Below are 17,179 nucleotides of genomic sequence, written 5' to 3'. Positions count from 1 at the left end.
CCGTCCGTGGCACCCCGGGAGCCGTTGCCTGAAAGATCGACATGCTTGAGAGCTTGGGCGTCACGAACGACAATCTCAGGAGAGCGGATCCTCGCGCTGCCGACGGGGCGGCCGCGTCCGTCCTCGAGCGTCAGCCTCTCGACGCGCTGGCGCTGTTGAAGCAATTACCCGGTTTTCTCTGCGTCATCAGAATGCCCGAGGGGGTGATCTCCTTCGCCAACGATGCCATCCAGCAGCTTGCCGCCTGCACGCTCACCGGGAGGGTGTTCCGGGAGACGCGAATAGGGACTCTGGAACGGCTGGGAGATCAGATCCGCCAGGCATCCGCCACGGGAGGGGCGTGTCACGCACGGCGGGTTCCGATCACGCCGTCCGGAGCGCAGTGCGAAATGTTTGTCGATTTCGTTGTGCAGCCGATGCTGTGCCCCGAGGGCCGTATCGTCGCCCTCGCGCTTCACGGAATCGACGTGAGCGAGCAAGTCCGATCGGAGGCTCTGCTGCGGGCAGGCCAAGCGCGGGCCGAAAGCATTCTCGACGTGCTGGGCGACGGTTTCGTCGCGTTCGACAACGATTTCCGCGTCGTCAAGATGAACGCGGCGGCCCTCAAATACGATGGCCGCGAGGAACACGAGATCCTCGGCAAGACTCATTGGGAGGCCTGGCCCACGTCGGCCGGTTCGGTTCTTGAAGGCGCGTACCGCAAGTGCCTCGACGAGCAGGTCCAGATATCGATGGAACGTCGCTATCTCGGCTTCGGCAAGGATCGCTGGCTTGAATTGCGCATCTGCCCGGTTCTCGGCGGCATCGTCAGTTTCTATCGCGACGTGACGGACCGCAAATCGTCCGAAGCGGCGTTGCGGGCAGGCGAGGAACGGTTCCGCGCGCTCGTGGAAGCCGTCCCGCATCTGGTCTGGGAAGCGGGCCCGGACGGAAAAATCGAATGGTTCAACGGGCGGTTTGGTGAATACACCGGCATGACAGTGGAAGATCTCCATGACGGCGCGTGGGGTCGGGTTCTCGATCCGGACGATTACGATTCTATTGCGGCGGCCTGGCGGCAGGCCCAACGGGGAGGCTCCGTCTTCGAACGCGAGATCCGCCTGCGCAGGCAAAAGGACGATTCCTATCGCTGGTTCCTCGCCAAGGGCGTGCCGGTTCGCAATGCGGATGGGGAAGTGATCCGCTGGATCGGCACCAACACCGATATCCACGAGGAGAAAGCAGCCGCAAGCGAACTTGCGCGGCTTAATTCCACGTTGGAGGAGCGGGTCGAGGAAAGCACGCGCGATCGCGAGCGCATGTGGCGACTCGCCACCGATCTCATGCTGGTGACCGACCTCGATGGCACGATCCTTACCACCAACCCGGCATGGCAGTTGGTTCTGGACTGGCCCGATGCGGACCTGCAGGGCAGATCATTTCTCGACCTGGTGCATCCGGAGGGGCGCCAACTGGTTGCGGCCGACATTGCCGACATCGCGAATGGCGTCGTCGGCTGCAATGGACCCATCCAACTCCGCCATCGGGACGGTACCTATCGCTGGATCGCGTGGAAAGCGGTGCCCGGCGAACAATTCATTCACGCAGTCGGGCGCGACATCACGGCCGAGAAGGTGGCGGCCGACGCCCTGCAGCGAACCGAGGAGGCGCTCCGTCAATCGCAGAAGATGGAAGCCGTCGGACAATTGACCGGCGGCATCGCGCACGACTTCAACAATCTCCTGACCGGCGTCATCGGCAGCCTCGATCTTCTGGGCACACGGATCGCGCAGGGGCGTATCGGCGAGACCGGCCGCTACATCGATGCCGCCATGGCGTCCGCTCATCGGGCGGCGGCACTCACCCATCGGCTGCTGGCTTTCTCACGACGCCAGCCGCTCGATCCGCGGCCCGTCGATGCCAACGAACTGGTTGCTTCGATGGACGAGCTTTTCCGGCGCACGATGACCGAGGCGATTCGCGTGGACGTGGCGGCACCGCGCGATCTCTGGTTGACCTTGTGCGATCCGAACCAGCTTGAAAGCGCACTTCTCAACCTGATGATCAACGCTCGCGATTCCATGAGCAGTGGCGGCGGGATCGTCATCGCGTGCGAGAATGTTCAAGTGGACGAGCCGTCCCCTTCGACGCAGCGCGATCTGTCTCCCGGCGAGTATGTGATGCTGTCGGTCACCGACAATGGCGCGGGGATGCCGAAGGACGTGATCGAGCGGGCGTTCGAACCCTTCTTCACGACGAAGCCGATCGGCCAGGGCACCGGCCTCGGCCTCTCCATGGTGTATGGCTTCGTCAAGCAATCGGGTGGACACGTGACCATCGAGTCGGAATCCGGTGTCGGTACGACGGTGAGGATCTACCTGCCGCGCTATCGGGGCGAGGCGGCGCCCGATCATGGATCGCCATCCTCGACGACGAGGCCGCGCGCGAAGGCAAAGGAAATCGTGCTGGTGGTCGAGGATGAGCCCGTCGTGCGCGAACTCGTAATCGATATGCTTGGTGAGTTCGGCTATCGCGTGCTCCAGGCGGAGGACGGAGCCTCGGCCCTGGCGATCCTTCAAGCCGAGCAGACCATCGATCTTCTCCTGACGGATGTCGGCCTTCCCGGAATGAATGGACGCCAGCTCGCCGATGCCGCACGAGAACGACGCGCGGATCTCAAGATCCTTTTCATGACCGGCTATGTGGAGAACACGCTTTTGCTGAACGGATTTCTTGGCCCTCACATGGAGGTCATCGCAAAACCGTTTTCGGGCAACGCGCTTGCCACGAAAGTCGAACATATGATTCACGGTTGAGACGCAAGAACGGCCGGAAATGACTTCCGGCCGTTGAACGTTTGGCAGAGGTTTTCAGGTCCGTATCGTCTCCGACCGCAAGGTGTCCGAGCGGCGCAGGCCCATGAATTGCAGTTCCGCGTACATCAGAACGACGGCAGCCTGTGCCAGCACGAAGACATAGCCGGCGGCGGTGGGCGCCACCCAGCCGCTCATCAGCAGCAGGACGCTGTCGGCTGCCCAAAGCCCATTCACGAGCACGACTGCCCACACGGCGATGCGCGAGAGGCGCGGGCGCAGGCTGAGATAGGCGACCAGCGCTGCAAACGGCAGCAGCACGGCGCCGGCAATGCGCAGTAAGGCCTCGGGCAATCCTAACATGCCCGCCAGCGGGCCTGCTGCCAGCAGCATCAGTACTCCACAGGCGGTGCTGGTGACGGCGTCGGCGAGGAGGGCCTGACGGAGGAAGGGGGAAGGGGAGATGGTCATGATATCGCTCCTGTTGATCGGTGGCTCGCGGTCCGCGTCGCTTGGCGTTGCTGACCTTGCGTCGATCATTGTCGGTTGCGGGACGTGGGTCGATTACCTCGCGGGTCATGGAACCTACCTTCGGTCTGCGCTAATGTTGCCGCATGATGAACATGACTTCGACGATCGGTGACCACCTGCGCGATTGGCGTCAGCGTCGGCGCATGAGCCAGATGGACCTCGCCCTCGAGGCCGATATCTCCACGCGCCATCTGAGCTTTCTCGAAACCGGACGTTCGCAGCCGAGCCGCGAGATGGTGCTGCATCTGGCCGAGCAACTGGAGGTCCCGCTGCGGGAACGCAACGTGCTGCTGGTCTCGGCCGGGTTTGCGCCGGTCTATTCGCAACGCTCTCTCGACGATCCGGCGCTCGATGCCGCGCGTCAGGCGGTGGATCTGGTGCTGAAAGGGCACGAGCCCTATCCGGCGCTCGCCGTCGATCGTCACTGGTCGCTGGTCACCGCCAACGCGGCCTTGATGCCGCTGGTCGGCAGCGTCGATCCGGCGCTGTTGAAGCCTCCGGTGAACGTGTTGCGGCTGAGCCTGCATCCGGGCGGGCTCGCACCCCGCATCGTCAATTTTGGAGAGTGGCGCGATCATCTTCTCGCCCGCCTGCATCATCAGGTCGACGTGACGGCCGACGCCGTGCTCATGAAGCTGATGGACGAATTGCGGGCTTATCCGACGCCATCGGGCCGGAAGCACCAACCCACCGCGCGGCAGGATTATGCGGGCGTCCTCGTGCCTTTGCAGCTTGCCACACCGGACGGCACGCTGACGCTGTTCAGCACCACCACGGTCTTTGGCACGCCCGTTGACGTGACGCTCTCCGAGCTTGCGATCGAGGCGTTCTTCCCCGCCGATTCCGACACCGCGGCGATTCTTCGCACCATGGCGGAAAGGCGCGGCGCAGAAGGCTGAGCGCTCTTAACCCGCCATCAACCTTAATCCGCGATAACGGACGTGAACCGGGCGATCTCTCGAATGCGCCCAATGTCAGGTTCTGGTTGAGGTGTGTCGCGTGCGTCTTCGGTATCATCGCTCCCGGATGAGATGGATCTGCGCCACGACAGCGCCATGGGCGCTGGCCGCCGGCCTCCTGGTCTCGTTCACGGCATCCGCCAGCAATAATGCCGAATCGGGCATCAGCTTTTCGCCCCGCACGGCCGCCGGACGTCTGACCGATTCCGCGCTCGTACCGCCGGTGGGCGCCCTCATCGGCCGCTCCGGCCTGAACGCGATCGGCGCCGACATCCTTCGCCACCTCCCGCACGATGTTTCCGCATCGGCCGCACTCGAAGGCGATCCGCTGCGGGCCGACCGCAAGATCGGCGCCGGTTCGAACCCGGTTGTCCAACGCAGCGGGAAGGGCGATCCCGACACCTCCGAACGGCTTGCCCTGACGCGCCGCGCCGAACACATTCGCGCCAGCATCGGCGCGCCCGGATCGCGCATGCTGTTCACGCGCGACGAGAATCTTCTGCCGCCGACGGTGCTGATGGAAGGCAAGGTCGAGGGCGCCGAAATGGAGCAACGCGGGTTCGAACCGTGGCAGGCTCCCGAACTCACCACCACAAGCCAGGCCACATCGATTCAATCGCCCGTCGCCGCCGCAGCCGGATCGACCGGCGCCGCGGCCAGCGCCACCACCCCGTCGGTCAGGCGCGCGGTCGTCCTGTCTTCGACAACGCCGGCGGCGTCGGATTCTACGCCCGTGGTGATTGCCGCAGCCCCCGTCTCGCGCGAGCAGGGGATCGGAAGCGCTACTCTCGGCCGCGACGACGACCGCCCGCGCTATGCCGATCTGATCGATCCGGACAATCTCAGCAAGGAACAGCGCTGCCTTGCCGAAGCGGTCTATTTCGAGGCCCGCAGCGAGCCGCCCGATGGGCAGGCGGCGGTCGCGCAGGTCGTCCTGAACCGTATGAAGAGCGGGCTGTATCCGGCCTCGATCTGCGGCGTCGTCTATCAGAACCGCCACCGCCATCTCGCCTGCCAATTCACCTTTGCGTGCGAGGGCAAGGCCCTGCGGACGACGGAATCCGCGGCCTGGGAATCGGCCAAGCAAATCGCCAGCGCCGTTCTTGAAGGCAAGACGTACCTGGCCGAGGTCGGCGGCGCGACCCACTATCACGCCAAATACGTGCGGCCCTATTGGGCCAAGCGGTTGAAGAAAATGGACGTGATCGGCCAGCACATCTTCTACAAGCTGCGGCCTGGGCAGACCTGAGCGGCAGCGCGGGGAAAGATTTTTTCATCGTTTAGCAATGCGCTCGGCACGGCACGGCTAAAAAATGACCATCCTCAATGCCATCCATTCATCACGATATCTCATGGCATGATCGTCAAAATTTCAATGTCGCCGCCTTAAGAGTTCGGGTAGTTTCGGCCGCTCACAAAGGCCACCGCCATGTCCGCACCCTATGCCCGCTCCCGCTTCTCGCCCGAGCTGATTGTCCTTTCGGGCTGTCTCATCGCCCTCATCACCTTCGGGCCACGGGCCTCGGCCGGCCTGTTCCAGATCCCGATGACGGTCGAGTTCGGGTGGGGTCGCGATGTGTTCGGGCTCGCCATCGCGGTGCAGAACCTGCTCTGGGGCATCGGGCAACCTTTTGCCGGCGCCGTGGCGGATCGGTTCGGAGCCGTGCGCGTGCTTTGCGTCGGCGCGCTTCTCTATGCGGCCGGACTGGTGGTGATGGCCTATGCGACGACCCCCGGCATGCTGCAGATCGGCGCCGGCGTGCTCATAGGGTTCGGCTTGTCGGGCTGTTCGTTCAATCTGGTGCTCGGCGCATTCGGCAAGCTTTTGCCGGAGAAGTGGCGGCCGATGGCCTTCGGCGCCGGGACGGCCGCCGGTTCGTTCGGCCAGTTCCTGTTCCCGCCGATCGGCAACATCCTCATCGAGACCTATGGCTGGCAACAGGCCCTTATCGTCTTTGCCGCCAGTGTGCTGCTGGTTCTGCCCCTCGCCTTGGCGCTCGCCAAGCGCAAGGGCGCCGACGAGACCACGAGCGAGGGACCGGTTCCGGTGCCGGGTCAGTCGATCAGGCAGGCGCTCGGCGAGGCGCTCAAACATCGCTCATTCGTGCTGCTGGTGCTGGGCTTCTTCACCTGCGGTTTCCAGCTCGCCTTCATCACCGCGCATCTGCCGGCCTATCTGAAAGACGCCGGCCTGTCGGCGACCGTGGGCGGCTGGACCCTCGCGGTCATCGGCCTCGCCAACGCGTTCGGCTCGCTCGGTTCCGGCTGGCTTACCACGCGCATGTCGAAGCGCTGGCTACTGGCGTGGATCTATTTCGGCCGCTCGCTTGCCATTGCGGTTTTCATCCTGCTGCCGCCTTCGCCGATGACATCGATCCTGTTCGGCATCTCAATCGGTCTTCTGTGGCTCTCGACGGTGCCGCCCACATCCTCCCTCGTGATGCTGATGTTCGGCACGCGCTACATGGCGATGCTCTACGGCTTCGCGTTCTTCTCGCATCAGGTCGGCGGCTTTCTCGGCGTGTGGCTCGGCGGCGCGCTCTATGAAGCATATGGCAACTACACGCTCGTCTGGTGGCTGTCGGTCGCGCTTGGCATTGCGTCGGGCCTGATCAACCTGCCGATCAAGGAGCGGCCGGTCGATCGGACGGCCGCGCTCCAGCCGGCGGAATAAGCGGGCTCCGGCGACGGGGCTTTCGCGCCCCGCTGCGAAGACAGGCGGGAGAAAGAAATGGGAACATTCAGGGCGGTCGTCATCGATAAGACCGAAGCCGGACAGCAGGTGGCAATCCGGGATTTCGACGATGCGGATCTCATGGATGGGAACGTGACCGTTCGAGTCACCCATTCGACCGTCAATTACAAGGACGGGCTGGCAATCACCGGCAAGGCGCCGGTGGTGCGCCGGTTTCCCATGATCCCCGGCGTCGACTTTGCGGGCATCGTGGAGCGCTCCTCTCATGCGGAATTCAAAGCCGGCGACGCGGTGGTGCTGAACGGCTGGGGCGTGGGTGAAACCCATCTCGGTGCCTATGCCGAGCGAGCGCGCGTGAAGGGCGATTGGCTGATTCCCCTGCCCACCGGCATCGACGCCGCACAGGCGATGGCGATCGGGACCGCCGGCTACACCGCGATGTTATGCCTGATGGCCCTGCAGAGGCACGGTTTGACGCCGGATCGTGGCCCCGCGATCGTCACCGGAGCAGCCGGCGGCGTCGGCTCGGTGGCGGTCGCGCTGCTGTCAGGCGCGGGATGGCACGTCATCGCATCGACGGGTCGGCCGCAAGAAGCCGATTACCTGAAAAGCCTCGGCGCGGCGGAAATCCTCGCGCGGGATCAACTCGAAGGCGCGGCGCGGCCTCTCGGCAAGGAACGCTGGGCCGCAGGAATCGACACGGTCGGCTCCACAACGCTCGCCAATGTGCTGTCGATGACCAGGTATGGCGGCGCCGTCGCGGCGTGCGGGCTTGCGGGCGGCATGGATCTGCCGAGCTCGGTCGCACCCTTCATCTTGCGGGGCGTGGCGCTTCTTGGCGTCGATTCCGTCATGGCGCCGAAGGCTCTGCGGGTGGAGGCGTGGGCTCGCCTAGCGCGGGAACTCGACTTCGGCAAGCTGGCGGCGATGACCACCACGATTCCGCTCGACCAAGTGCTTGATGCGGCGCGAGACATCGTCGCCGGCAAGGTTCGCGGTCGCCTCGTGGTGCAAGTGGCGCCATAGCACCAGAATTCCGACCTAATCGGGCTTTGCGCCGCCTTCGATGGCGCGTTTCTGCTTGCTGATCTCGGCGCCGATAAAATCCATGAAGGCCCGAACGCGGGCGGATTGGCGCAGATCGGGATGGGTCAGCAGCCACAGGCCCGCGGAAAAGTCCGGATTGATCTCCGACAGACGCACCAGATGCGGCTTCCTGTCGGCGATGAAGCAGGGCAGGGGGCCGATGCCCGCGCCCGCTTCCACCGCTTCGGCGAGGCCCAGCACAGTGTTCACCTTGTAGACGATCCTTTCCGGCGCAACCCTGTCGCGTACGAAACGCGCTGCCTTGAGCGTTGCCAGATTGTCGCCAAGCATCACCCAGGGCCGGTCATAGAGGGAGGTCAGATCGAAATCTGCCGGCTCGGGGAAATCCGCCGCACGCCCATAGATCGCCCACGCAATGGTTGCCACGCGCCGGCCCACGAGCGTTTCCGGGGGATTGTCGGTGGCGCGAATGGCGACGTCGGCGTCGCGTTTGGACAGGTTGAGCGCCTGGTTCGCCAGCACCACATCGAGCCGCATTTCGGGATTGGCATCGATGAAGCGCGAGAAGATCGGCGTGAGGAGGTGCACCAGCAGCGTATCGTTGGTGGTGATCCGCAATTCGCCGGCGGGCGCCACCGCTTGCCCGTCAAGCTTGCGGGCGAAGGTCTCGACCTTCTCTTCCATGGTCTCCGCCAGAGCGGTCATTTCCTCGCCGGCGGGCGTCAGCACGTAGCCGGTGCGGTGGCGTTCGAACAGCTTGATGCCGAGACCTTCCTCAAGCTGTCCCAAGCGGCGGAATACCGTCGAATGATTCACGCCGAGCCGGTCAGCGGCCGGGGCCAGACCGCGTGCCTCGGCGATAATTTTGACCAAACGGAAGTCGTCCCAGACGAGATGCGGCTTCGTCATTATGCATCCATGCAAGAAGAACAGTGCAAGAGTACCACTGGATTTGCAGTTTGGAAATCCTATCCTTGTGAGGCATTCCGCAATGTCACTGGCTTGGCCGGTCTGCCGGACCCAGTCCGTCCGGCATCCTCCCATTCTCTGCCGCCAGCCCACTCACAGGAGATACGTCATGGCCAAGGTTCTGGTGCTTTATTATTCGTCCTGGGGTCACATCGAGCAGATGGCCTATGCGGCCGCCGAGGGTGCCCGCGCAGGCGGAGCCGAGGTCGTGGTCAAGCGCGTGCCCGAGCTTGTTCCTCGCGAGGTCGCCGAGAAGGCGCATTACAAGCTCGACCAGAAGGCCCCGATCGCCACCGTCGAGGAACTCCCCGAATACGACGCGATCATTTTCGGGACGCCGACCCGCTACGGCAACATGACCGCGCAGATGAAGAACTTCCTCGACCAGACGGGAGCCCTCTGGATGAGCGGCGCGCTCGTCGGCAAGGTCGGGTCGGTTTTCGCCTCGAGCGCGACGCAGCATGGCGGCCAGGAATCGACGATCCTGACCTTCCACCCGGTCCTCCTGCATCTTGGCTTCATCATCGTCGGCCTGCCTTACGCGTTCGCTGGCCAGATGGGCGTGTCCGAGGTCATGGGCAACTCACCTTACGGCGCCTCGACCATCGCCGCCGGTGACGGCTCCCGTCAGCCAAGCCAGGTCGAACTCGACGGCGCACGCTACCAGGGCAAGCACGTGGCGGAGATTGCCGCCAAGCTGGCGCGCTGATCAACAACCCGATCGGTTCAGGGAAGAGCCGCATTCGACCCTGAACCCGACGGGTGTCTGTTTAGATCTCGCTCCTGAGATCCGCGAGAAAACGTCGAAGGCGCTCGTGTCTTTCTTGAGCCAGTCGCGCTCCCGAGACCGTCTGAAAACCTGAGGCAAGCTTCAACAGCTTGGTCTGGAAATGATCGACAGCATAGCGCTCGTCGTCATAGGGACGCTGGCTCGCATCGGGGTCGGCGGGATCGTAGAGGGCGGTGCCGAGACGACCGGCGACATAGAAGCATCGGGCGACGCCGATCATTCCGATGGCGTCCAGCCGGTCCGCATCCTGAAGAATTTTCGCCTCCACGGTCATCGGTTGAATGCCCGCCGAAAAGCTGTGGGCCTCGATGGCGTGAGTCGTTGCGGCAACGCGGCTTTCGCTCCAGCCGAGTCCGCGGAGGCACCTCGTCGCCTTTTCGGCGGAGAGGCGGGAGGCCTGTGGCCGGAAACTCGAATTCTTCTCGACCGCCACGCAATCATGCAGCATGGCGGCTGCAAAGAGAATCTCATCATCCCCACCTTCCTCCGCATGGAGGCGTGAGGCATTTCGCCAGACCCTTAGGAGATGTGAGACGTCGTGCGATCCGTCGCCATCCGCCCCGATTCCGTGGGGAAGAAGACGCTCAGCGAGGCTTTCGTAAGGTGCGAAGGCAGAGTGCAAAGTCGGTCCTTCCTGGTCGTGCGCGATAGGCTACCGTTCCGCCGCCGCGCGCCGGAGGCGGTCGTTGATGGCCTCGCCGAGGCCGGCGTCGGGGATCGGCGATACCGCGATGGTGCCGATATCCGCCGCATCAAGCGATCGCAGGGCGGAGAACAACCGGGCGGCGGCTTCCCGAAGGTCGCCGTTTTCGCTGAGATTGAGGGTGGCGTGGGCCTGATCGGCGTTGGCGGGCCGCATGCGGCCGAACAGGAGTGCGGCCTCTCCCGGGCGGATGGTGGTGGCGTTCAGGCGGACCTGCGCGCGTGGCGCATAATGGGAGGCGAGCATTCCAGGCGCGACGGGGGCGGATGAAACGGCCGGCGGCAGATCGAGCCTTCCCTCGATCACTGCCTCGATGGCCTCCCGCGGCACGCCGCCCGGACGCAGCAGGCGCGGCGTTCCACCAAGACAGGCCACAATGGTCGATTCGATCCCCACTTCCGTGGCGCCGCCATCGAGAACCGCCTCGATTCGATGGTCGAGATCCACCAGAACGTGCTCCGCACGGGTCGGGCTGACCCGGCCCGACCGATTGGCCGAAGGCGCGGCGACCGGCCGGCCCACCGCTGCCAGAAGCTTGCGTGCGAGCGGATGGGAGGGAACCCGAAGGCCGACGCTGTCGAGCCCCGCTCGAGCGAGGTCGCAGACAGTGCAGCCGGGCGCCACCGGAACCACCAGCGTCAGGGGCCCGGGCCAGAACGCACGGGCCAGCCGCGACGCGACGTCATCGAACACGCCTTGTCTTTGCGCGGCTTTCACTGAATCCACATGAGAAATCAGCGGGTTGAAGCGCGGGCGATCCTTGGCAGCGTAGATGCCGGTGACGGCCTCGGCGCTCGTCGCGTCCGCGCCGAGGCCATAGACGGTCTCGGTGGGGAAGGCCACCAGGCCGCCGCGGCGGAGAATCGAGGCCGCTCGTGCAATACCGGCCGCGTCTGGGCTGAGGCGTTCAGTCTGGACCATTGACCCCGGATCGTTCACGTCTAACCTACCCTTCAGCCTCAGCCTGTCACCGCGCGGGATGTAAAGCTATCGGGCGGGTTTATCCGCGCGGAGACGTGCGTCAACAGCAAAAACCGAACGCCGAAGAGGAAACGCGATGGTCTATCGGGCCCCGGTCCCCGACATTGTCTTTACCATGCGTCACGCGGCGGGCTTCGACCGCGCGCTTGCGGATGGCCTCTATGAAGACCTGACGGCGGATCTCGCGACGACGATCCTGGAGGAGGCGGGCCGCTTCGCCAACGACGTGATCGCGCCGCTCAATCGCGAAGGCGACACAGCAGGCGTCACCTTGAAGGACGGCGCGGTGACGACGGCGCCGGGCTGGAAGGAGGCCTATGGCGCGTGGACCGAGGCCGGATGGAACGCGCTGCCGGGCCCGGTCAATTTTGGCGGTCAGGGGCTGCCGGTCCTGCTCAATTCCGCCTGCGTCGAAATGTGGAACTCGGCCTCGATGGCGTTCGGCATCGGGCCCGTTTTGACCATGGGCGCGATCGAAGCGCTGATCGCGCATGGTACGGACGATCTGCGTGCCCGTTATCTGGCAAAACTCGTCTCCGGCGAATGGACTGCGACGATGAACCTGACCGAGCCGCAGGCCGGCTCCGATCTTGCGGCCATCCGCTGTCGCGCCGAGCGGGCCGCAGACGGCACCTACCGTATCAAGGGCCAGAAGATCTTCATCACCTATGGCGAGCATGATCTCACCGACAACATCGTCCATCTCGTCCTCGCGCGCCTGCCGGATGCGCCCACTGGTACGCGCGGGATTTCGCTGTTTCTGGTGCCGAAATTCTTGAGCGACGGAACGCGCAACGACGTGCGCTGCCACAGCATCGAGCACAAGCTCGGCATCCACGCATCGCCCACCTGCACGATGATCTTCGGCGATCACGATGGCGCTGTCGGCTGGCTTGTCGGCGAAGAGAACCGCGGTCTCGCCTGCATGTTCACGATGATGAACAATGCGCGTCTCGCCGTCGGTCTGCAGGGTGTGGCGATTGCGGAGCGCGCCTATCAGCAGGCGCTGCATTATGCCAACGAACGCCGGCAGGGGCGGGCGCCGGGCGCCGCAGAGGGCATGAGCCCGATCATCGAGCACCCGGACGTGCAGCGCAATCTCCTCACCATGAAAGCGCTGACGGCGGCGGCGCGTGCCATCTGCTACATGACGGCGGAAGGAATCGACCGTGCCCATCGCGACAGCGACGAGAAGGCTCGCCAGAGCGCATATGAGCGCGCATCGTTGCTGACGCCGGTCGCCAAGGCCTTCTCGACCGATATCGGTGTCGAGGTCGCATCGCTCGGCGTGCAGGTTCACGGCGGCATGGGTTATATCGAGGAAACCGGCGCGGCGCAGCACCTGCGCGACGCGCGCATCGCGCCGATCTACGAGGGCACGAATGGCATCCAGGCCATCGATCTGGTGATGCGCAAGCTGCCGCTTGCCGACGGCGCTGCGGTTCGCGCCCAGATCGCTGCTATGCGCGCGACGATCGTGCGCGTGACCAAGGAGACCCATCCGGCTTTCGGCCAGACCGCGTCGCGGCTGCGGGATGCGATCGAAAGTCTCGACCGAGCCACAAGCTACTGCCTCAAGGCCGTAGCAGGCAATGCTCCGGCGCAGGCGCTCGCGGGAGCAACGCCATATCTGCGCCTGTTCGCGTTGGCGCAGGGTGGCGCGGCGCTTGCCGAAATGGCGCTCGCGGCCGCCGGGCTCATCGCCGGCGGCGATTCGGATCCTGCCCATCCGGCGCGGATCGCGTTGTGTCGCTTCTTTGCGGAAAATATCGCCGTCGGCGCGAAGGGCCTGGAGGATACGGTCATGGGTGGCGCGGGTTTCCTCGACGATGCAAGACTGGCGCTGGTGAGCTGACATGACCCTTCACGGCAAAACGCTTTTCATCACCGGCGCCTCGCGCGGTATCGGTCTCGCGATCGGCCTTCGGGCCGCACGCGATGGTGCGAATGTGGTTATCGCGGCCAAGACCGCAGAGCCGCACCCGAAGCTTCCCGGAACGATCTACACGGCAGCAGCCGAGATCGAGGCGGCGGGCGGCAAGGCGCTGCCGCTGCTGGTCGATGTGCGCGACGAAGAGGCCGTGAAGAGCGCGATGGAAAAGGCCGTCGAGACCTTCGGCGGACTCGATATTGTCGTCAACAACGCAAGCGCCATCAGCCTCACACCGACGCCGCAGACCGACATGAAGCGCTTCGACCTGATGCACGACATCAACACGCGCGGCACCTTCGTGGTGTCGAAATATGCGATTCCCTATCTCGAGAAAGCCGCCAACCCGCACATCCTGATGCTGTCCCCGCCGCTCGACATGAAGGAAAAGTGGTTTGCGCCGCACGTGGCCTATTCGCTGGCGAAATACGGCATGAGCCTCTGCGTCCTCGGGCTTGCGGGCGAGTTGCGCCCGAAAGGAATTGCCGTCAATGCCCTCTGGCCGCGCACCACGATTGCCACCAGCGCCATCAGGAACCTGCTCGGGGGTGAGCGCATCGTGCAGGCGAGCCGCACACCCGAGATCCTGGCCGATGCGGCGCACGCGATTTTTGAGAAGCCTGCGCGGGAGTTCACCGGCAACTTTCTGATTGACGATACTTTCTTGAGCGAGCAAGGCGTGACCGATTTCGAGCCATACCGCGTCGACCCGTCCGTGCCGCTCATGCCAGATTTCTTTGTTCCCGATGACAGCATTCCGCCCAAGCAACCGTCATGAAATGCCGATGAAGGTTTGGGCCAGAGGACGGACAACCATATGATCGTGATCCACACCGGGGCCGCCGAAATCGGTTCGGCGGGCGAGTCGCTTGACCGCCATGTCCTCAAGCCGGGTGAGAGGATTCCCGCGGATGCGCTCTGGATCGATCTGATCGAGCCCACCCGCGCGGAGGACAAGCTCGTCGAGGAACATCTCGGCATCGAAATCCCGACGCGCGAGGAAATGGCCGATATCGAACCGTCCGAAATTCTCTATCGCGAGAACAACGCGCTCTACATGACCGCTCGCGTCCTTTGCAGTTCGGAGGCCGACAGGCCGCAGCTCCTCGATGTCTCGTTCATCCTCACCGACAAGGCACTCGTCACGGTTCGCTACGGCGAACCACGATCCTTCGCGATGTTCATGTCCCGCGCGGTAAAGCCGGGCGGTTGCCGCCATCAACCCCAGGCGGTACTCGATGGCTTGATCGAAACCGTCATCGACCGGGCGGCCGAAATCCTCGCCACGATTGGCAAGCGCATCGATTACGTGTCGCGTGAAATCTTCGAGACCGAGCGAAAGAAGGCGCGGCAGACCCAGGTGTTTCGCGCAGCCCTGCGCTCCATCGGGCGAAAGGGCGACGTGATCTCGAACGTGCGCGAGAGCATGGTGTCGGTCGAACGGATGCTGCTGTTTCTCTCGGCCGCGATGCCGCGTCCGCAACGGACCCATGGCTTTCAGGCCGAATGGCGAACCGCCTTGCGCGACGTGCAATCGATCGAGGAGCACGCCACATTCCTGTCGACCAAGGTGCAATTTCTGCTCGACGCCACGCTCGGACTCGTCACCATCGAGCAGAACGACATCATCAAGCTGTTCTCGGTGATGTCCGTCATCTTCCTGCCGCCGACCTTGCTCGCCTCGGTCTATGGCATGAATTTTGAACTAATGCCCGAGCTCCAATGGAAGCTTGGTTATCCGTTCGCAGTCCTTCTCATGGTTCTGGCGGCGGTGCTGCCCTACGTCATCTTCCGCTGGAAGCGTTGGCTTTAAGGCGTCTGTTGGACCGAATCGACCGAACCTCATAAACCATGATCAGTTCAGTCCGGAGCATGATGTTGCCCGAAAACCGCTTTCCACATTTGGGAATCAAGCTCTAGCATGTGCGGACGCTTCACCATCACCCTTGCGCCGGAAACGTATCGGGACTTTTTCGATTATTCGGAGCGCCCGAACTTCCCGGCGCGCTTCAACGTCGCGCCGACCCAGCCGGTGCCGATAGTCGTTGCGGACCGGGGCGGTCGCCATTTCCAGCTCGTGCGCTGGGGGTTTCTGCCCGAATGGGTGAAGGACCCGAAGGCGTTTCCGCTGCTGCTCAATGCGCGCGGCGAAACGCTCGATGCCAAGCCGGCATTCCAGGCGGCTTTCAAGCGACGGCGCTGCATCTTCCTAGCTGATGGTTTCTACGAATGGCGGCGGCAGGGTAACGATAAATCGCCGTTCCTCGTTCGCAGGCGCGATCGCATGCCGTTGCCGATGGCGGGTCTCTGGGAGACCTACAGCGATGCGAGCGGCGGCGAGATCGACACAGCCGCCATCGTGACGACCATGGCCAACGGCGTGCTCGCCCCCATCCACGACCGGATGCCGGTGATCCTGTCGCGCGAGGACGTGGCAACGTGGCTCGATCCGACGAGCGAGAACACAAAAGATGTCATGCGGCTTGTGCGGCCGTGCCCGGAGGAATGGCTCGACATGGTGCCGGTCAGCCGGCGCGTGAACAAGGTCGAGAACGACGATGCCGGATTGATGGAACCGGTGACCGCGCCCGAGCTCCCCGTCGCGGGGTCGGGCAGACGGCGGCCCGAGCGGGACGAGGACGCGCAAGGACGGTTGTTCTAGCGCACGCGACTTCTACGGGACTGCCGCACTTCAACGGACCGGATGCTGGAGCCGACGGGGTTGCGCCGGCACACCCATGGGGCATTCCAGTGCGGCGCGGTCCCAGTTGCCGGTCTCCGCGGCGGCGGCGTATGTGGTCGACAGGAAGTCGAGCAGCAGGGCGTCCGGTTCCGGCGCCGCGCGGACGGTGTCGTAGGGCAGGATGAACTCGCCTAGCGATTCATCGAAGCGCGCCCCGGGCGTCATCGGCTGGTTTCTGAATCCCTTCGGTTCAGGATACGCATAGGAGTAGAAGGCCGCCTGCGGGAAAGCCTCGTTTCCTGGCCAGAAACCGGCACTGCTCACCTCGTGCGAATAGGCCTCGCGCGTAACTACGTCCGGCAGGCCGGGCACACCGCCGGGATGGGACGGCGCTGCCCGTCCGGAGAAGCGGGTCACCGCGAGATCGAAGCCGCCCCAAAAGAAATGCACCGGACTGGCCTTGCCCAGGAAGCCGCTGCGAAACAGCTTGAAGATGCGATCGGCTTGAACAAGTGCGCGCCAGAAGCGATGGGCCGCGGCAGCATCGTAGACAGAATGGATATGGTCTTGCGAGAAGGGGATCGGGTGGGGCACCTCGTTCGGCATTTCATGGATCGCCACCTCGACGCCCATGCCCTTTAAGACATCGATCACCTGGCGATAAAAGTCCGCAACGGTTTGCGGATCAAGCGCCAGCATCCGCTCGTCGCCTCGGCTGCTCCGGAAGAGGAGACGGTGGTCGATGAAGTCGAACTCGATCTCGAGGATCTCGTGATCGATCGGGATCGGTGATGTGCCGAGGCCGCGGGCCGTCACGTAAAGCGGGACCTGCCAGCCATGATTGAGCCATGGGGTCAGCTCCAGGCGCACCTTGCCCACGATCTGGGTCCAGAGCTGCAGGGTTGCGGCGGTCTCCTGCCAGGCCGGATAGGGCAGTTCGGGCCAGGCAGCGGCGGAGTGGTCCATGGACATCTCCCTTCAGCGCCGGCTTGCTGCGGCAGCGGGTGTGGATCGGCGGTCCAGATATGCGGGAGGCTACGCCTCGCATCAGGCGCAAGCAAGCTCGGTCGACCGCTTCCGGCCGCCGCGCGTTGTTACA

At 64.1% G+C, this 17,179-nt stretch carries 15 protein-coding genes; 10 read left to right on the top strand and 5 right to left on the bottom strand.

The window, feature by feature from the left end:
- Nucleotides 1–41 precede the first annotated feature (41 nt).
- Nucleotides 42–2,795, top strand: coding sequence for a PAS domain-containing hybrid sensor histidine kinase/response regulator (locus FEZ63_RS22840; protein WP_150949261.1), 2,754 nt, complete (start codon nt 42–44; stop codon nt 2,793–2,795).
- Nucleotides 2,796–2,849: 54 nt separating this feature from the next.
- Here the strand turns inward: FEZ63_RS22840 and FEZ63_RS22835 are convergent, their stop codons facing one another.
- Entirely contained in the window at nt 2,850–3,263 is a 414-nt protein-coding gene (locus FEZ63_RS22835; RefSeq protein ID WP_201274266.1) for a hypothetical protein, read from the bottom strand.
- 143 nt (nt 3,264–3,406) lie between these two features.
- Between FEZ63_RS22835 and FEZ63_RS22830 the strand changes: the two genes are divergently transcribed.
- The 4 genes from FEZ63_RS22830 (at nt 3,407) to acuI (ending at nt 8,003) form a co-directional block, all read left to right on the top strand.
- Complete coding sequence (locus FEZ63_RS22830; RefSeq protein ID WP_420846324.1) at nt 3,407–4,222, top strand: helix-turn-helix domain-containing protein; 816 nt, start codon at nt 3,407–3,409, stop codon at nt 4,220–4,222.
- Between the two features lie 100 nt (nt 4,223–4,322).
- Nucleotides 4,323–5,531 (top strand): cell wall hydrolase, encoded by a 1,209-nt coding sequence (locus FEZ63_RS22825; protein ID WP_244622946.1) that lies wholly within the window; start codon nt 4,323–4,325, stop codon nt 5,529–5,531.
- Nucleotides 5,532–5,711: 180 nt separating this feature from the next.
- Nucleotides 5,712–6,956: an MFS transporter gene (locus FEZ63_RS22820; RefSeq protein WP_150949256.1), complete on the top strand. Its 1,245-nt coding sequence runs from the start codon at nt 5,712–5,714 to the stop codon at nt 6,954–6,956.
- A 57-nt stretch (nt 6,957–7,013) separates the two neighbouring features.
- Complete coding sequence (gene acuI / locus FEZ63_RS22815; protein WP_150949253.1) at nt 7,014–8,003, top strand: acrylyl-CoA reductase (NADPH); 990 nt, start codon at nt 7,014–7,016, stop codon at nt 8,001–8,003.
- 15 nt (nt 8,004–8,018) lie between these two features.
- On the opposite strand, the gene FEZ63_RS22810 is transcribed toward acuI, so the two are convergent.
- A complete protein-coding gene (locus FEZ63_RS22810; protein ID WP_150949250.1) occupies nt 8,019–8,933 on the bottom strand; it encodes a LysR family transcriptional regulator in 915 nt (304 codons plus the stop codon).
- 169 nt (nt 8,934–9,102) lie between these two features.
- Here FEZ63_RS22810 and wrbA point away from each other — a divergent pair, with 169 nt between their 5' ends.
- Nucleotides 9,103–9,702 (top strand): NAD(P)H:quinone oxidoreductase, encoded by a 600-nt coding sequence (gene wrbA, locus FEZ63_RS22805; protein WP_150949246.1) that lies wholly within the window; start codon nt 9,103–9,105, stop codon nt 9,700–9,702.
- A 61-nt stretch (nt 9,703–9,763) separates the two neighbouring features.
- Here the strand turns inward: wrbA and FEZ63_RS22800 are convergent, their stop codons facing one another.
- Entirely contained in the window at nt 9,764–10,405 is a 642-nt protein-coding gene (locus FEZ63_RS22800) for an HD domain-containing protein (RefSeq protein WP_150949243.1), read from the bottom strand.
- A gap of 30 nt (nt 10,406–10,435) precedes the next feature.
- Entirely contained in the window at nt 10,436–11,425 is a 990-nt protein-coding gene (locus FEZ63_RS22795; protein WP_150949240.1) for an L-threonylcarbamoyladenylate synthase, read from the bottom strand.
- A gap of 118 nt (nt 11,426–11,543) precedes the next feature.
- Here FEZ63_RS22795 and FEZ63_RS22790 point away from each other — a divergent pair, with 118 nt between their 5' ends.
- The 4 genes from FEZ63_RS22790 (at nt 11,544) to FEZ63_RS22775 (ending at nt 16,059) form a co-directional block, all read left to right on the top strand.
- The gene (locus tag FEZ63_RS22790) at nt 11,544–13,322 is read left to right on the top strand and encodes an acyl-CoA dehydrogenase family protein (protein WP_150949236.1); all 1,779 of its coding nucleotides are present in this window, start codon (nt 11,544–11,546) and stop codon (nt 13,320–13,322) included.
- A gap of 1 nt (nt 13,323) precedes the next feature.
- A complete protein-coding gene (locus FEZ63_RS22785) occupies nt 13,324–14,175 on the top strand; it encodes an SDR family oxidoreductase (RefSeq protein ID WP_150949233.1) in 852 nt (283 codons plus the stop codon).
- 39 nt (nt 14,176–14,214) lie between these two features.
- The gene (locus FEZ63_RS22780) at nt 14,215–15,210 is read left to right on the top strand and encodes a magnesium transporter CorA family protein (RefSeq protein ID WP_150949230.1); all 996 of its coding nucleotides are present in this window, start codon (nt 14,215–14,217) and stop codon (nt 15,208–15,210) included.
- A gap of 108 nt (nt 15,211–15,318) precedes the next feature.
- Nucleotides 15,319–16,059 (top strand): SOS response-associated peptidase, encoded by a 741-nt coding sequence (locus FEZ63_RS22775; protein ID WP_150949227.1) that lies wholly within the window; start codon nt 15,319–15,321, stop codon nt 16,057–16,059.
- 30 nt (nt 16,060–16,089) lie between these two features.
- On the opposite strand, the gene FEZ63_RS22770 is transcribed toward FEZ63_RS22775, so the two are convergent.
- Nucleotides 16,090–17,046: a DUF5996 family protein gene (locus FEZ63_RS22770; RefSeq protein WP_150949224.1), complete on the bottom strand. Its 957-nt coding sequence runs from the start codon at nt 17,044–17,046 to the stop codon at nt 16,090–16,092.
- Between the last annotated feature and the right edge of the window lie 133 nt (nt 17,047–17,179).

Source organism: Microvirga brassicacearum (assembly GCF_008757455.1).
GTDB lineage: Bacteria > Pseudomonadota > Alphaproteobacteria > Rhizobiales > Beijerinckiaceae > Microvirga > Microvirga brassicacearum.
Note: the sequence above shows the minus strand (reverse complement) of the source record. Positions and strands in the feature narration are given on the sequence as shown.

Bases quoted from the DNA above. Each gene is read 5' to 3' on its own strand.
- FEZ63_RS22840 (WP_150949261.1), top strand. From the start codon at position 42: ATGCTTGAGAGCTTGGGCGTCACGAACGACAATCTCAGGAGAGCGGAT.
- FEZ63_RS22835 (WP_201274266.1), bottom strand. From the start codon at position 3,263: ATGACCATCTCCCCTTCCCCCTTCCTCCGTCAGGCCCTCCTCGCCGAC.
- FEZ63_RS22830 (WP_420846324.1), top strand. From the start codon at position 3,407: ATGATGAACATGACTTCGACGATCGGTGACCACCTGCGCGATTGGCGT.
- FEZ63_RS22820 (WP_150949256.1), top strand. From the start codon at position 5,712: ATGTCCGCACCCTATGCCCGCTCCCGCTTCTCGCCCGAGCTGATTGTC.
- acuI (WP_150949253.1), top strand. From the start codon at position 7,014: ATGGGAACATTCAGGGCGGTCGTCATCGATAAGACCGAAGCCGGACAG.
- FEZ63_RS22810 (WP_150949250.1), bottom strand. From the start codon at position 8,933: ATGACGAAGCCGCATCTCGTCTGGGACGACTTCCGTTTGGTCAAAATT.
- wrbA (WP_150949246.1), top strand. From the start codon at position 9,103: ATGGCCAAGGTTCTGGTGCTTTATTATTCGTCCTGGGGTCACATCGAG.
- FEZ63_RS22790 (WP_150949236.1), top strand. From the start codon at position 11,544: ATGGTCTATCGGGCCCCGGTCCCCGACATTGTCTTTACCATGCGTCAC.
- FEZ63_RS22785 (WP_150949233.1), top strand. From the start codon at position 13,324: ATGACCCTTCACGGCAAAACGCTTTTCATCACCGGCGCCTCGCGCGGT.
- FEZ63_RS22780 (WP_150949230.1), top strand. From the start codon at position 14,215: ATGATCGTGATCCACACCGGGGCCGCCGAAATCGGTTCGGCGGGCGAG.
- FEZ63_RS22775 (WP_150949227.1), top strand. From the start codon at position 15,319: ATGTGCGGACGCTTCACCATCACCCTTGCGCCGGAAACGTATCGGGAC.
- FEZ63_RS22770 (WP_150949224.1), bottom strand. From the start codon at position 17,046: ATGGACCACTCCGCCGCTGCCTGGCCCGAACTGCCCTATCCGGCCTGG.